At 65.6% G+C, this 13,911-nt stretch carries 13 protein-coding genes; 2 read left to right on the forward strand and 11 right to left on the reverse strand.

Going from position 1 to position 13,911, the window contains the following annotated elements; translation table 11 throughout:
• Positions 1-28 precede the first annotated feature (28 nt).
• Positions 29-451 carry a low affinity iron permease family protein gene (locus ACEF39_RS17995; protein WP_500286056.1) on the forward strand — a complete coding sequence of 141 codons (423 nt, stop codon included), beginning with the start codon at positions 29-31 and terminating at the stop codon, positions 449-451.
• 135 nt (positions 452-586) lie between these two features.
• Here ACEF39_RS17995 and smeF read toward each other — a convergent pair whose 3' ends face one another.
• The 3 genes from smeF to smeD form a co-directional block, all read right to left on the reverse strand.
• The gene (smeF, locus tag ACEF39_RS18000) at positions 587-1,987 is read right to left on the reverse strand and encodes a multidrug efflux RND transporter outer membrane subunit SmeF (protein ID WP_500286057.1); all 1,401 of its coding nucleotides are present in this window, start codon (positions 1,985-1,987) and stop codon (positions 587-589) included.
• Between the two features lie 110 nt (positions 1,988-2,097).
• Positions 2,098-5,223, reverse strand: a complete 3,126-nt coding sequence (gene smeE / locus ACEF39_RS18005) for a multidrug efflux RND transporter permease subunit SmeE (protein ID WP_500286058.1) — start codon at positions 5,221-5,223, stop codon at positions 2,098-2,100.
• Positions 5,224-5,235: 12 nt separating this feature from the next.
• Positions 5,236-6,417 (reverse strand): multidrug efflux RND transporter periplasmic adaptor subunit SmeD, encoded by a 1,182-nt coding sequence (smeD, locus tag ACEF39_RS18010; protein ID WP_500286059.1) that lies wholly within the window; start codon positions 6,415-6,417, stop codon positions 5,236-5,238.
• A 227-nt stretch (positions 6,418-6,644) separates the two neighbouring features.
• On the opposite strand from smeD, the gene ACEF39_RS18015 reads away from it, so the two are divergent.
• Positions 6,645-7,304 (forward strand): TetR family transcriptional regulator, encoded by a 660-nt coding sequence (locus ACEF39_RS18015; RefSeq protein WP_500286060.1) that lies wholly within the window; start codon positions 6,645-6,647, stop codon positions 7,302-7,304.
• Between the two features lie 123 nt (positions 7,305-7,427).
• Here the strand turns inward: ACEF39_RS18015 and ACEF39_RS18020 are convergent.
• From ACEF39_RS18020 to lptM, 8 genes are all read right to left on the reverse strand, one after another.
• A protein-coding gene (locus ACEF39_RS18020) for an IS3 family transposase (protein WP_500285465.1) occupies positions 7,428-8,662 on the reverse strand; the annotation gives its coding sequence in 2 pieces (ribosomal slippage) (positions 7,428-8,311 and positions 8,311-8,662; 1,236 coding nt in all).
• Positions 8,663-8,738: 76 nt separating this feature from the next.
• On the reverse strand, positions 8,739-10,118 hold the full coding sequence (hslU, locus tag ACEF39_RS18025) for an ATP-dependent protease ATPase subunit HslU (protein ID WP_230112563.1): 1,380 nt from the start codon (positions 10,116-10,118) through the stop codon (positions 8,739-8,741).
• Between the two features lie 76 nt (positions 10,119-10,194).
• Positions 10,195-10,746 carry an ATP-dependent protease subunit HslV gene (gene hslV / locus ACEF39_RS18030; RefSeq protein WP_025877284.1) on the reverse strand — a complete coding sequence of 184 codons (552 nt, stop codon included), beginning with the start codon at positions 10,744-10,746 and terminating at the stop codon, positions 10,195-10,197.
• A 74-nt stretch (positions 10,747-10,820) separates the two neighbouring features.
• Positions 10,821-11,021 carry a DUF3079 domain-containing protein gene (locus tag ACEF39_RS18035; RefSeq protein WP_025877286.1) on the reverse strand — a complete coding sequence of 67 codons (201 nt, stop codon included), beginning with the start codon at positions 11,019-11,021 and terminating at the stop codon, positions 10,821-10,823.
• 175 nt (positions 11,022-11,196) lie between these two features.
• The gene (xerC, locus tag ACEF39_RS18040) at positions 11,197-12,090 is read right to left on the reverse strand and encodes a tyrosine recombinase XerC (protein WP_500286061.1); all 894 of its coding nucleotides are present in this window, start codon (positions 12,088-12,090) and stop codon (positions 11,197-11,199) included.
• A 16-nt stretch (positions 12,091-12,106) separates the two neighbouring features.
• Positions 12,107-12,781: a DUF484 family protein gene (locus ACEF39_RS18045; protein ID WP_500286062.1), complete on the reverse strand. Its 675-nt coding sequence runs from the start codon at positions 12,779-12,781 to the stop codon at positions 12,107-12,109.
• Positions 12,778-13,629 carry a diaminopimelate epimerase gene (gene dapF, locus ACEF39_RS18050; RefSeq protein WP_500286063.1) on the reverse strand — a complete coding sequence of 284 codons (852 nt, stop codon included), beginning with the start codon at positions 13,627-13,629 and terminating at the stop codon, positions 12,778-12,780. The genes ACEF39_RS18045 and dapF overlap by 4 nt, the downstream gene beginning before the upstream one ends.
• Positions 13,622-13,861, reverse strand: a complete 240-nt coding sequence (gene lptM / locus ACEF39_RS18055; protein WP_176019553.1) for an LPS translocon maturation chaperone LptM — start codon at positions 13,859-13,861, stop codon at positions 13,622-13,624. Before lptM ends, dapF begins: the two co-directional genes overlap by 8 nt.
• Positions 13,862-13,911: the final 50 nt, after the last annotated feature.

A 13,911-nucleotide genomic window follows, 5' to 3' on the forward strand; every position in this document is an offset into this window, starting at 1 on the left:
TCGTCGTCATTCCAGTGGAACGATAACGATGAGCGCAAGGAACCTGTTCAATACGATCGCCAAGAAGGCCGCGGCCGCCACCGGCTCGCCGTGGACCTTCCTGGCCGCAGTGGCGATCGTCGTGCTGTGGGGTATCAGCGGCCCGATATTCGGGTTCAACGATACCTGGCAGCTGGTGATCAACACCGGCACCACCATCATCACCTTCCTGATGGTGTTCCTGATCCAGCACACGCAGAACTCGGACACGGCGGCAATGCAGATCAAGCTGGATGAACTGATCCGCGCCACCGCCGAAGCCAACAACGAGCTGCTGGACCTGGAAGAGCTGGACGAAGAGCGCCTGGAAGAAATCCGCGCCGAATACGAGAAGATGGCGCGCGAAGCCGGCGATGCGCTGACGCGGGTACGCGCCTGCCGCGCCGAGCGTCGGGATGACGAAGCGGTGTGACGCTGGCGCTTGGCCTGACTGGCCCACGCCAATCTTGACCTGCTCCGGTAGGTGCCAACCTTGGTTGGCACGGATGCGTCAGCGCAGTCGGCTGGCCCTGTGCCAACCAAGGTTGGCACCTACCAGAGGCGCGGCTTACCCGCGCTCGTGCCAGCCGCCGCCCAGCACCTTGTACAGCGTGATGCGATTGGACTGCTGCGCCAGCTGCGTCTGCAGCTGTGTCTGCTGCGCGTTGTAGGCGGTACGACGTGCATCCAGCAGGGTGACGAAGCTGTCCAGGCCGGCGTCATAGCGTGCCTGCGACAAGCGGTTGGCCTGCTCGGCCGCTTCCACCAGGCGCTGCTGCGAGGCGGCCTGCTCATCCAGGCTGACATTCAATGCCAGCGCATCGGCGGTTTCGCGGAAACCGCTCTGGATCGATTTTTCGTACTGCGCCAACGCGATATCGCGATCGGCGTTGGCCACTGCCAGGTTCGCGCGCAGCTTGCCGCCCTGGAAGATCGGCAAAGTGATCTTCGGCAGGAAACTCCACATCCGCGTACCGCTGTCGAACAGGCCCGACAGTTCACCCGAGCCACTGCCGATGCTGCCGGTCAGCGAGATGCTGGGGAAGAAGGCGGCGCGTGCGGCACCGATGTTTGCATTGGCGGCCAGCAGCTGGTGTTCCGCCGCCATGATGTCCGGGCGCTGCAGCAGCACGTCGCTGGGCAGGCCAGCCGGCGGTGGTGCCAGCGCAAGTACCTGCGGCGCGATGCTGTCCGGCAGCAGCGCCGGATCCAACTGGCCACCGGCCAGCAGTGCCAGCGCGTTGCGGTCCTGGGCCAGCTGCCCACGCAGACGCGCGGCATCGGTGCGCGCAGTCTCGACCAGGGTGCGGGTCTGGGTCAGTTCCAGCGCCGAACTGCCACCACGCTCATGGCGTGCTTCGGCCAGACGCAGCGAATCCTCATAGGTCTTCACCGTTGCTTCGGCGATCGCCAGGCGCTGCTGGTCAGCACCGTAGGTCAACCAGGCGGTAGCGGTCTCGGCCACCAGGCTCAACTGCGCGTTGCGACGGTTGGCGGCTACAGCGAAGTACTGCTGCAGCGCGGCCTCGCTCAGGTTGCGCACGCGACCGAACAGGTCCAGTTCGAACTCGGCCACGCCGACGCCCGCGCTGAACTGCTCGGTCACCGGCACGTCGCCGCCGCGGCGGTCCATCTGCCCGGTCACGGCCACGCCCGGCACGCGGTCTGCGCGCTGCACGCGGTACTGGCCACGCGCTTTTTCGACGTTGAGCACGGCCACGCGCAGATCGCGGTTGTTGTCCAGCGCCTGGCCGATCACCTGCTGCAGGCGCTCATCGGTGAAGAAGTCGCGCCAGCCGACCGCTGCCGCATCGACCACTTCGCCCTGCGCGGCTTCCGCCGGCCACTGCGATGGAATGGCCGGGGCCACTGCGGTGTTCTTCGGCGCCAGAGTGCCGCAGCCGGCAAGCGCCAGTGCCGCAGCGATGGAGAGGAACAGAGGTGCATTTTTCATTGGAATGACTTCCATCGGTACTGCCGGATGGCAGGAGGTAGTGCCGGCCGCTGGTCGGCAACCTCGTTGGATTCACAGCAAGCGATCAGCAGTTGCCGGCCAGCGGCCGGCACTACCGTTTCGAATCACTCGGTGGCTTTGCGCTTCTTGAACACGCGCTGCACCACGACGAAGAACAGCGGTACGAAGAACACGCCGAGCACGGTGCCGACCACCATGCCGCCGAGCACGCCGGTGCCGATCGCCTGCTTGGCGCCGGAGCCGGCACCGCTGGAGATCGCCAGCGGCAGCACGCCCATGCCGAAGGCCAGCGAGGTCATGATGATCGGGCGCAGACGGTCGCGGACCGCGTGCATCGTCGCTTCGATCAGCCCCGCGCCCTTCTCCAGATGCTCCTTGGCGAACTCGACGATCAGGATCGCGTTCTTGCTGGTCAGGCCCACCGTGGTCAGCATCGCCACCTGGAAATAGATGTCGCGCTCCATGCCGCGGAAGGTATTGGCCAACACCGCGCCGAGGATGCCCAGCGGCGCCACCAGCAGCACCGAGGTCGGCACGCTCCAGCTTTCATACAACGCGGCAAGGCACAGGAACACGATCATCAGCGACAGCGTGTACAGCAGCGGCGTCTGCGAGCCCGCCTGGCGTTCCTGGTAGGACATCGCCGTCCACTCGACACCGAAGCCCGCCGGCAACTGCTTGGCCAGCTGTTCGATCTCGGCCATGGCATCACCGGACGCCACGCCCGGGGCCGGTTCGCCTTGGATTTCGGTGGCCGACACGCCGTTGTAGCGTTCCAGGCGCGGCGAGCCGTAGTCCCAATGCTTGCTGGCGAAGGCGCTGAACGGAACCATTTCGCCCTTGTCATTCTTCACCGACCAGAGATCGAAGTCCTCCGGCACCATGCGGAACGGCTGGTCAGCCTGCACGAACACGCGCTTGACGCGGCCGCGATCGATGAAGTCATCGATGTACGAGCTGCCCCATGCGGTGGCCAGGGTGGTGTTGACCTGGTCGATCGACAGGCCCAGCGAGCTGGCCTTGGCCACATCGATATCGATGCGGAACTGCGGGGTGTCTTCCTGGCCGTTCGGACGCACGTTGGCCAGCTTCTTGCTGCCGGCCGCCAGGCCCAACAGCTGGTTGCGGGCCGCAAGCAATGCGTCGTGGCCCTGGCCGCTGTTGTCCTTCAGGAAGAAGGTGTAACCGGAGGCCGTACCCAGTTCCGGAATGGCCGGCGGCGGGAAGGCAAAGATGAAGGCATCCTTGATCTGCCCCAGGGCGGCCATCGCACGTCCGGTGATCGGCATCACGCCGTTGTCGGCGTCACGATCCTTCCAGTCCTTCAGCTTGACGAAGGCCATGCCCGCGTTCTGGCCCATGCCGGCGAAGCTGAAGCCCTGCACCGAGAACACCGATTCAACGGCACCCTTCTCGTTTTCCATGAAGTGCTTTTCGAGCGCGGCGATCGATTCCAGCGTGCGCTCCTGGGTTGCGCCCACCGGCGTCTGCACCAGCGCCATCAGCACGCCCTGGTCTTCGTTGGGCAGGAACGAGCTGGGCAGGCGCACGAACAGCACGCCCATCAGCAGGAACAGCGCGGCCACGATGCCCATGAACCGCCACGGACGATGCAGGATGCCGCGCACGCCGCGCTGGTAGCTCTCGCTGGTGCGGTCGAAGCCACGGTTGAAGCCGTTGAAGAAGCGACCGGCGAAACCGCGGTGGGCGACATGGTGCTCGCCCTTCTTCAGCGGCTTGAGCATGGTCGCGCACAGCGCTGGCGTCAGCACGATCGCGACCAGCACCGACAACGCCATCGCTGACACGATCGTCGCCGAGAACTGCCGGTAGATCACGCCGGTGGAGCCGCTCATGAAGGCCATCGGCACGAACACCGCCGACAGCACCAGGCCGATGCCCACCAGTGCGCCGGTGATCTGGCTCATCGACTTGCGGGTGGCTTCCAGCGGCGACAGGCCCTCTTCGGACATGATGCGCTCGACGTTCTCCACCACCACGATGGCATCGTCCACCAGCAGGCCGATGGCCAGCACCATCGCGAACATGGTCAGCATGTTCACCGAGAAGCCCAGCACCGACAGCACGCCGAAGGTACCCAGCAGCACCACCGGTACGGCGATGGTCGGGATCAGGGTGGCGCGGAAGTTCTGCAGGAACAGGTACATCACCACGAACACCAGCACGATCGCTTCGAGCAGGGTCTGCACCACGCCCTTGATCGACACGCGCACGAACGGGGTGGTGTCGTACGGGATCTCGGCCTTCAGGCCGGCCGGGAAGAAGCCTTCCAGTTCCTTCAGCGTTTCATCGACACCGGCAGCGGTATCCAGCGCGTTGGCGCCGGTGGCCAGGGTGACCGCCAGGCCGCTGGCCGGCTGGCCGTTGTAGCGGGTGACGAAGTCGTACGACTCGGCGCCCAGCTCGACGCGGGCAACGTCGCCCAAGCGCAGTTCGGCACCATCCTGCGCACCGCGCACGATGATGTTGCGGAACTGTTCCGGGGTCTGCAGGCGCGACTGCGCGTTGATGGTGGCGTTGAGCTGCTGGCCCTTCACCGACGGCGCACCACCCAGCTGGCCAATGGCCACCTGCGCGTTCTGTGCCTTCACCGCAGCGACCACTTCCGGCACCGACATGCCGTAGGTGTGCAGCTTGTTCGGGTCCAGCCAGATGCGCATGGCGTACTTGCCACCGAAGACCTGGATGTTGCCCACGCCCGGAACACGGCTGAGACGGTCCACGACGTTGGAACCGACGTAGTCGGCGATGTCGTTGGCATCCATGCTGCCGTCTTCGGACACGAAGGCGATGACGTTCAGGAAGCCCGAGCTGGACTTGGCCACGTTGATGCCCTGCCGCTGCACTTCCTGCGGCAGCAGCGGCATCGCCAGCTGCAGCTTGTTCTGCACCTGCACCTGGGCGATGTCGGGGTTGGTCCCGCTCTCGAAGGTCAGGGTGATGGTGGCCTGGCCGTTGGACGAGCTGTTGGAGGAGAAGTAGATCAGGCCATCAAGGCCCTTCATGTTCTGCTCGATGATCTGCGTCACCGAGTCTTCGACCACCTTGGCCGAAGCACCCGGGTAGCTGGCGCTGATTTCCACCGCCGGCGGTGCGACGTTGGGGTACATCGAGATCGGCAGCTTGAACAGGGCCAGGCCGCCGGCGAGCATGATGATGATCGCGATGACCCACGCGAAGATGGGTCGATCGATGAAGAAACGTGCCATGGGGTTCTCCGCTTACTTCGCGCCTGCGGCCGCAGCTGCAGGTTGGGCGGCAGCCGGCTTGGCCGGGGCGGCGCCCTGTTCGGTGGCATTCACGGGCATGCCCGGGCCGATTTTCTGCAGGCCTTCGACGATGACCTTGTCACCGGCCTTCAGGCCGTCCTCGACCAGCCACTTGTCGCCGACGGTGCGGCTGACCTTGACCGGGCGCACTTCCACCTTGTTGTCCTTGCCGACCACCATCGCGCTGGTATCACCCTTCGGATCGCGGGCGATGCCCTGCATCGGCACCAGCACCGCATCACTGCGCACACCGCCGCCGATCACCGCGCGCACGTACATGCCCGGCATCAGCAGGCCGTCGGGGTTGTCGACCTTGACCCGCAGAGCAAAGCTGCCGGTGGCCGGATCGACGCTCACTTCGGAGAACTCCAGCGTGCCCTTGTGTTCGAAGGTGCTGCCGTCTTCCATCAGGATGCTGACCGGTGTCTGCTGGTTGTCCTGCAGGCGGCCGGCGGCCAGTTCGCGGCGCAGCTGCAGCAGCTCGGCCGAGGACTGGGTCAGGTCGACGTAGATCGGATCCAGCTGCTGCACGGTTGCCAGCGCCGTGGCCTGGCCGGCGCTGACCAGCGCGCCCTGGGTGACGCTGGACTTGCCGATGCGGCCGCTGATCGGCGCGGTGATGCGCGCATACCCGAGGGTCACGTTGGCGGCATCCAGCGATGCCTTGGCGGCGCCGACATCGGCCTCGGCCTGCTTCTGCGCCGCCACGGCGTTTTCCAGATCCTGCTGGCTGACCGCGTCAACCTTGGCCAGCTCGGTGATGCGCTTGGCGCTCAGCCGCGCCGCATTGGCGGTGGCTTCGGCGCGGGCCAGCTGCGCACGTGCGCTGCTGGCCTGGGCGCGGTAGCTGGCGTCCTCGATCTGGTACAGCGGCTCGCCGGCCTTGACCATCCCACCCTCGGTGAACAGCCGCTTGGCGACGATGCCGTTGACCTGCGGGCGCACTTCGGCCACCAGGAAGGCATTGGTGCGGCCTGGCAGCTCACGGGTCAGGCCGACGGTTTCGGACTTCAGCGTGACCACGCTGACCTGGCCCGGCCCCTGTTCGGGTGCCTGGGGTTGGCCGCCACAGGCAGCGACGGTGGCAGCAATCGCCAGCGACAACGCGAAGGGTCGGATTCGGCTCAGCAACATGATGGGAATGGCTCTTGAAGGGAGGGATCTCAGCAGGTGCTGATACGACGGACCCTCCCCTTGCAGGAGTGAAGACCGCGCGAACAGCGCCCACCCGGGTGGAGTGGGAGCCAGAACAGGCCTGCCACACACACGACGGGAATGATGGGAAGGAAATATACATACATGCGCGTTTGTTTGTAAAGCGGTACAATTCAGCCACGTTTCACCTGCACTCGTACCCGCTCATGGCCCGCAAGACCAAAGAGGACACCCAGGCAACCCGCGAAGGCATCCTGGATGCCGCCGAAGCCTGTTTCCACGAACACGGTGTGGCCCGGACCACGCTGGAGATGATCGGTGCCCGCGCCGGCTATACCCGCGGCGCCGTGTACTGGCATTTCAAGAACAAGGGCGAGGTGCTGACCGCGATCGTCGAGCGGGTGCACCTGCCCTTCATGCAGGAGCTGGAGCGCACCTCCACCGAGCAGCGCACCACGCCGGTGCATGACCTGCGTGCGGTGATGGTCCATTCGTTCATCGAGCTGTCCGAGGATGAGCGCCTGCGCAAGACCATGGAGATCATGCTGCGCAGCGATGCCTCGGCCGACACCAGGGTGCTGACCGAACTGCAGCAGAGCGGTTTCCGCGACGCCCTGGACCGGATGGAACGTGCCCTGCGCCGTGCCCAGCAACTGGGCCAGCTGCGCGACGGCGCCGACCCGAAGATCGCCGCACGCATGCTGCATGCCACCGTACTCGGCGTACTGCACGGCGCAATGGTCGAACCGGACCTGATGGACCTCAAGCGCGATGGCATGCTGGCCCTGGACATGACCCTGGCCGCCTACGTGAAGGAAGGTGTGTTCGTACCAGGTTCGATGCCGGAACCGCTGCCGGAGCGGTAGATGCCGACCTTGGTCGGCATGCCCTTCGTGTGCCGACCAAGGTCGGCAACTACCAGAGCGCGCCCCTCTTATGACCCGTCCTGCCATAGGTTGACACCTATGGGGTGGATGATCCGGCCGCCGTCAGGCGGCCAAGGACGCCCGGTGCATCGCATCGGGCGTCTGCATTTTAAGGGACAGATGGGGGCGCTCGGCGTTGTAGATCTCCACTGCCTCAGCCACCATCTGCCGAGCCTGTCCCAGGTCCCGTGGGCGACGGAGCAGAAACTCGCATTTGAGGATCCCGTTGATCCGCTCTGCCAGAGCGTTCTGATAGCAATCGTAGCCGTCGGTCATGGAGCAGGTCAGGCCGTGCTTGGCATGGATCTTCTGATAGTTGTCCGAGCAGTACTGGATGCCCCGATCCGAATGGTGGATCAGCCGTTGCCTCGTTTTCCGGGTTTTCAGGGCCATCTCCAATGCCTGCGCGGTATGTTCGGTCTGCAGCGTCTCATTCACGCTCCAGCCTACGATCTTGCGTGACCACGCATCGGTAACAAGGCTCAGGTAAACGAACTTCCCATCTGTTGGTAGATAGGTGATGTCAGCCACCCACACCTGTTCGCAGCCACTGGGAACGATGCATCCTTCACCGGATTTGAGCAGATTGGGATGCTTGCGGAAGCGATGATGGCTATCGGTCGTCTTGTGATACGCGCGGCGCTGCGGCACCAGCAAGCGCGCTTCTCGGAGCACGTCAAATAAACGATCGCGCCCCAGAGCGATCCCCGCCGCCTGCAGCTTCGGCTCAATCAGATGGTGCAGCTTGCGCGTACCCACCCGAGGCTGGCGCGCGCGGCAGTCGCTCACCAGCGACAGTGCCGTAGCATCAGCAGCGTCTCGCCGCTGATGGCGGTGACCGGCCTGATAGAACGCCTGCCGACTGATGCCGAAATGGCGGCAAGCCCTTGCCACGCTTACGCCTTTGAGGCGCCCTTGCGTGAGGACTTGCCGGAAGGCTTTTTTACGATTTTTACCCCGTAATCCTCTTTGAGGACATCCACGATGGCCTCGAACAACTGCGCCTTCTCGTTTGCCTCCCGCAACTGGACCTGCAGGGCCTTGATCTGTTGTTCCGGCGTCAGCGGCTTGGCCGCCCCGGCTTTGGGGACAGTGCTCATGGGAGGCAATGATGCCCCAGCTGACCAATCCTGCCGACCATGCCGACGAAGCCAGGAAAGCACCGTGCTGCGCCCTTGGATCCCATAACGCTCCTGGGCCTTTTTGTAGGTCAGCTCCCCGCGCTCGACCTGGTCTACCACCGACAACTTGAAGGCCAGCGAGTAATCCCGTTGGCTGCGCCTGATTGTTGATTTCATTGAACATTCCTTTTCCAGAGGGAAAAGGTGTCAACCCAATTCAGGACGGGTCACGGCGGCCTTTTCGCATTCCCGCTTACAGGATGTAGCGGCTCAGGTCCGGGTCCTGCACCAGCTCGCCCAGATGCGCGTCCACGTAGGCACTGTCGATGGACAGGGTTTCGCCATCGCGGTCCGGCGCTTCGTAGCTGAGCGAATCCAGCAGGCGCTCCAGCACGGTGTGCAGACGGCGTGCACCGATGTTCTCTTGGCGCTCGTTCACCTGGAACGCGATCTCGGCCAGGCGGTCGATGGCGTCGGTGGTGAAGCTGACCTTGACGCCTTCGGTGGCCAGCAGTGCTTCGTACTGTTTGGTCAGTGCCGCCTTCGGTTCGGTCAGGATGCGCACGAAATCCGCCTTGCTCAGCGCACCCAGCTCCACGCGGATCGGGAAGCGGCCCTGCAGCTCAGGGATCAGGTCGCTGGGCTTGGCCAGGTGGAACGCGCCCGATGCGATGAACAGGATGTGGTCGGTCTTGATCGTGCCGTACTTGGTGGACACGTTGGAACCTTCCACCAGCGGCAGCAGATCGCGCTGCACGCCTTCGCGCGAGACATCACCGCCAGACGAGCCTGCATCACCCCGCTTGGCGACCTTGTCGATCTCGTCGATGAACACGATGCCGTGCTGCTCGCAGGCTTCGATCGCGGCGGTGCGAATATCGTCCTCGTTGACCAGCTTGCCGGCTTCTTCCTCCTGCAGCAGCGGGCGCGCGGCCTTGATGGTCAGCGTGCGCTTGTGCGCCTTGGCGCCACCGCCGAGGTTGGCGAACATCGACTTCAGCTGCTGGCCCATTTCCTCCATGCCCGGCGGGGTCATGATGTCCATGCTGACGTTGGCGGTCAGGTCAAGCTCGATCTCGCGATCATCCAGCTCACCATTGCGCAGCATCTTGCGGAACTTGATGCGGGTCTCGTTGTCCTGCGCCGACGGTTCGTTGCGCGCCGCCTCCGGGTCGAAGCCGATGCCACCGCTGCGACGCGGCAGCAGCGCATCGAGGATGCGGTCTTCGGCGCGCTCTTCGGCCTGCGTGCGCACGCGCACCTTGGCCTGCTCGCGGTACAGCTTGACGGCGGTATCGGCCAGGTCGCGGATGATCTGCTCGACGTCCTTGCCGACGTAGCCGACTTCGGTGAAGCGGGTCGCTTCGACCTTGACGAACGGCGCGTTGGCCAGCGTGGCCAGGCGGCGCGCGATCTCGGTCTTGCCGACGCCGGTCGGACCGATCATCAGGATGTTCTTGGGCATGACCTCGTTGCGCAGCTCGGGCTGCAGCTGCATGCGGCGCCAGCGGTTGCGCAGGGCGATGGCGACCGCGCGCTTGGCGTCATGCTGGCCGACGATGTGCCGGTCCAGTTCCTGCACGATCTCGCGCGGGGTCATGGTGGCGGAGGAAACTTCGATCTTGTGCGGCATGGGTGTGCTCACGAATGCGTTGTCGGTAGCGCCGGGCCATGCCCGGCGGATCAGGAATGCGTGTGACGGTTCCCCGTCACAACTCCTCGACCACCACGTTGCGGTTGGTGTAGATGCAGATGTCGCCGGCGATGTTGATCGCTTCGCTGGCGATGGTGCGTGCGTCCAGTTCGGTGTGCGCCATCAGCGCGCGTGCAGCGGACAACGCATACGAACCACCGGAACCGATGGCGATGATGCCGTCCTCCGGCTCGATCACGTCGCCGGTGCCGCTGATGATCAGCGAGGTTTCCTTGTCGGCCACGGCCAGCAGGGCTTCAAGCTTGCCAAGGCGACGCTCGGTGCGCCAATCCTTGGCCAGCTCCACCGCAGCGCGCTGCAGCTGACCGTGTTTTTCCAGCTTGGCTTCGAACAGCTCGAACAGGGTGAAGGCATCGGCGGCAGCACCGGCGAAGCCGGCCAGCACCTGGCCATCACGGCCGAGGCGGCGGACCTTGCGTGCGTTGCCCTTCATCACCGTGTGGCCGAGGGTAACCTGGCCGTCGCCGGCAATGGCCACGTGCTCGCCGCGACGAACGCAGACGATGGTGGTGGCGTGGAAAACGGTGGGATTCTGACTGGGGTCCATGCGGCCTCCGATAGCTGTTCACGGGACATGGGGACAGCCGCCGAAGCGATCAAGCCCGTACCGATAGCTGCCGTTCAGCGCTTGGCATGCGATGGCCGGTCCGGATTGGGTTCAATGCCCCACGCCACGTACCAGTCCTCACCCTGCGTCTCGATCGGGTGCTGGGTGCGGCCCGAGCCGTTGCCACAGGCCAGTGCGTCGGCAGCGCAGTAACGGTCGCAGCCCCAGCAGATGCGCTCGGGGTGCTTGGGGCGCAGCGGAATGGGCTTTGCCATGGTCGGCATCTCGTCGTGGCCTGCGGCCACGATGCACCGGCGACCACTGCCCCGCCCTGATCCAGATCAAGCGGCGGCCGTTCCGGTAGCGCCGGGCCATGCCCAGCGAGCGCGCAGCTCGGGCGGCGTCGCATACACGCCACATGGATCGCACAGCCGCCGGGCAGGCCCGGCGCTACCCCGCCTTGTCGGGCGGGTCTTTGCGGCGTTTCGCGCGCGGGTGCGCCGCATCATAGACCTTGGCCAGGTGCTGGAAATCCAGGTGGGTGTAGATCTGCGTGGTGGCGATGTCGGCATGGCCGAGCAGTTCCTGCACGCCGCGCAGATCACCGGAGGATTCCAGGATGTGGCTGGCGAAACTGTGCCGCAGCATGTGCGGGTGCACGTGCTTGAACAGGCCTTGGCGCTGCGCCAGCTGGCGGATGCGGATCTGCACCGCGCGCTGGCTGATCGGCCCGTTGCGGCCCGGAAAAACCGGTGTGGCGGCACCACCGCCGCTTTCGCTGCGCCAGGTCAGCAGCGCCTCGCGCGCCGGCTTTCCGAAGGGGACGCGACGTTGCCTGTTGCCCTTGCCCATCACGTTGACCAGGCCACTGGCGAAATCCAGATCGCGCCAGGTCAGCGCGCAGACTTCGCTCAAGCGCAGGCCGGAGGAATAGAACAGTTCCAGCAGCGCGCGGTCACGACGACCCAGCTCGCCTTCCGGTTCCAGTTCAACCAGCTGCACGGCTTCATCGGCGTCGAGTACCTGCGGCAGCCGTCGCGGCGCACGCGGCGCCTTCAGCGTCGCTGCCGGGCTCGCCTCGATACGGCCATGCTTGAGCAGCCAGGCATAGAAGCTGCGGCAGGCCGACAACCGGCGTTGCAGGCTCTTGGCCGACAGGCCACGGCGATGTTCGTCGGCAACGAACTGGCGCACCGCGTCGGTATCCAGCGCCTCCACAGCCACGCCGCGGGGTTCGGCCCACACCGACAATGCGTCGAGGTCGCGGCGGTAGGCATCGAGCGTATGCGCCGACATCCGCCGCTCCACCTGCAGGTGCTGCAGGAACGCCTGCACCGCGCTCATCGTCGTCGTTTCCCGCTCAATCCGCGAAGCGCTTGAGCCCGGTCACCAGGGCCTCGCCCATCATCCGCAGGAACAGCGTGCCCATGCCGGGATAGAAGCGGTTCGGATCATGGCTGCCCACCGCGATCAGGCCAACGCCCGGCAACGGCAGCAGCGCGGTGGTCTGCACTTCCTCGCTGCGCGCGCCGTACAGCACCGCGTTCTTGTCGCTGTGCAGCCGTCCACAGATCGGCTCACCATCCTTCAGGCAGTCGCGGAACGGGCCCAGCTGCGCATCATCGGCAGCCAGCACCTGCAGCCACTCGGCCTGCTCCAGCCCGGCTACCGGCGCATGCACGACCAGCCGCACCAGATCGCCGGCGAAATCTTCCTGCAGCGACGCGGCCATCGCGCGCAGCGTATCGGCGGCGTTGTCCTGCTTCATCAAGGCCAGGGTGAGCTGATGCGTGCGCACCGCCAGCCGCTCGTTGACCTGCGCGGTGGCGCCCAGGTCGGCCAACCGTCGCGCCAGCTCACGGTTCTTCTCGCGCAGCACGTCCAGCTGGTAGCTGGCCAGCGATGCGGTCGGGCCGTCATCGCGTGGCACCACCAGGGTCAGCGCCAGGTCCGGGAACTGCTTGAGGAAGCCCGGATGACGCCGCAACCAGGCGGCGACTTCATGGGCACCGAGCTTGTCGACGGTCTCAGTCATGCGATCCACTCCCCTTCGAAGACGAATGCGGTCGGGCCCGCCATCACCACCGGCTGGCCATCGCCCGGCCACTGGATGCGCAGGTCACCACCGGGCAGGCTGATGCGCGCATCGCGCTGCAGGCGGCCGCGATGCATCAGGGTCACTGCGGCAGCGCAGGCGCCACTGCCACAGGCCAGGGTTTCACCCACGCCACGCTCGAACACACGCAGGCGCGCATGTTCCGGGCCCATTACCTGGGCGAAGCCCACGTTCACCGACTTCGGGAACGAGGCATGCTGCTGCAGCAGTCCGCCCACGCGCTCGACCGGTGCGGCGTCGACCAGGCCTACTTCGATCACCGCATGCGGATTGCCCATCGACACCGCCGCGAAGCGCACGGTCTCACCCTGCAGTGGCAGCAGGTATTCCTCGCGCGGGTGGGCGAAGCCGATCAGCGGCACCTTCGCCGGTTCAAACAGCGGCACGCCCATCGCCACCGCGTACTGGCCATCGCCGAGGACGTCCACGGCGTGGCTGGCCAGCGGGCTGTCGATGACGAAGCGATCGCCCTGCGCACTGCCTTCGCGCACCAGCCAGGCCGCGATGCAGCGCGCGCCGTTGCCGCACTGCTCGGAATTGGAACCATCAGCGTTCCAGATGCGGTACGAGGCGACCGAGCCTTCGGCACGCGGCGGCTCGATGGTCAGGATCTGGTCGCAGCCAACGCCGGTATGGCGGTCGGCCAGGCGCGCGGCCAGGTCCGGGGTGGGCGGCGGGGTGCCGTCGCGCAGGTCGATCACCACGAAATCGTTGCCCGCGCCGTGCATCTTGCTGAAGCGCAGGCCGTTGGAACCGGCCTTACTCATTCCCGTCGTCCACCTTCTTGACCGGATCCGGAGTGACGGACGGACTGCCGTCACCAGTACTCTGGGTGGCGGCGGGCGTGGCGTCGGCATCGGCGGCCGGCTCGACGGTTTCTTCCACCGGCACCGGCTTCTGCGGCAGCACCAGCGGGCCCTTGTTGCCGCATGCGGCGAGGAACAGCAGCGAGGCCGCTGCCAGCGGAATCAGGATGACATTGCGATGGGGGATGTTCATGCCCCGAGTATAGCCATTGGCGGCTGAGCGGTTGGTGCAGGGTGCCGCGC

Source organism: Stenotrophomonas indicatrix (assembly GCA_041545745.1).
Lineage (GTDB): Bacteria > Pseudomonadota > Gammaproteobacteria > Xanthomonadales > Xanthomonadaceae > Stenotrophomonas > Stenotrophomonas indicatrix_A.

Bases quoted from the DNA above. Each gene is read 5' to 3' on its own strand.
- ACEF39_RS17995 (WP_500286056.1), top strand. From the start codon at position 29: ATGAGCGCAAGGAACCTGTTCAATACGATCGCCAAGAAGGCCGCGGCC.
- smeF (WP_500286057.1), bottom strand. From the start codon at position 1,987: ATGGAAGTCATTCCAATGAAAAATGCACCTCTGTTCCTCTCCATCGCT.
- smeE (WP_500286058.1), bottom strand. From the start codon at position 5,223: ATGGCACGTTTCTTCATCGATCGACCCATCTTCGCGTGGGTCATCGCG.
- smeD (WP_500286059.1), bottom strand. From the start codon at position 6,417: ATGTTGCTGAGCCGAATCCGACCCTTCGCGTTGTCGCTGGCGATTGCT.
- ACEF39_RS18015 (WP_500286060.1), top strand. From the start codon at position 6,645: ATGGCCCGCAAGACCAAAGAGGACACCCAGGCAACCCGCGAAGGCATC.
- hslU (WP_230112563.1), bottom strand. From the start codon at position 10,118: ATGCCGCACAAGATCGAAGTTTCCTCCGCCACCATGACCCCGCGCGAG.
- hslV (WP_025877284.1), bottom strand. From the start codon at position 10,746: ATGGACCCCAGTCAGAATCCCACCGTTTTCCACGCCACCACCATCGTC.
- ACEF39_RS18035 (WP_025877286.1), bottom strand. From the start codon at position 11,021: ATGGCAAAGCCCATTCCGCTGCGCCCCAAGCACCCCGAGCGCATCTGC.
- xerC (WP_500286061.1), bottom strand. From the start codon at position 12,090: ATGAGCGCGGTGCAGGCGTTCCTGCAGCACCTGCAGGTGGAGCGGCGG.
- ACEF39_RS18045 (WP_500286062.1), bottom strand. From the start codon at position 12,781: ATGACTGAGACCGTCGACAAGCTCGGTGCCCATGAAGTCGCCGCCTGG.
- dapF (WP_500286063.1), bottom strand. From the start codon at position 13,629: ATGAGTAAGGCCGGTTCCAACGGCCTGCGCTTCAGCAAGATGCACGGC.
- lptM (WP_176019553.1), bottom strand. From the start codon at position 13,861: ATGAACATCCCCCATCGCAATGTCATCCTGATTCCGCTGGCAGCGGCC.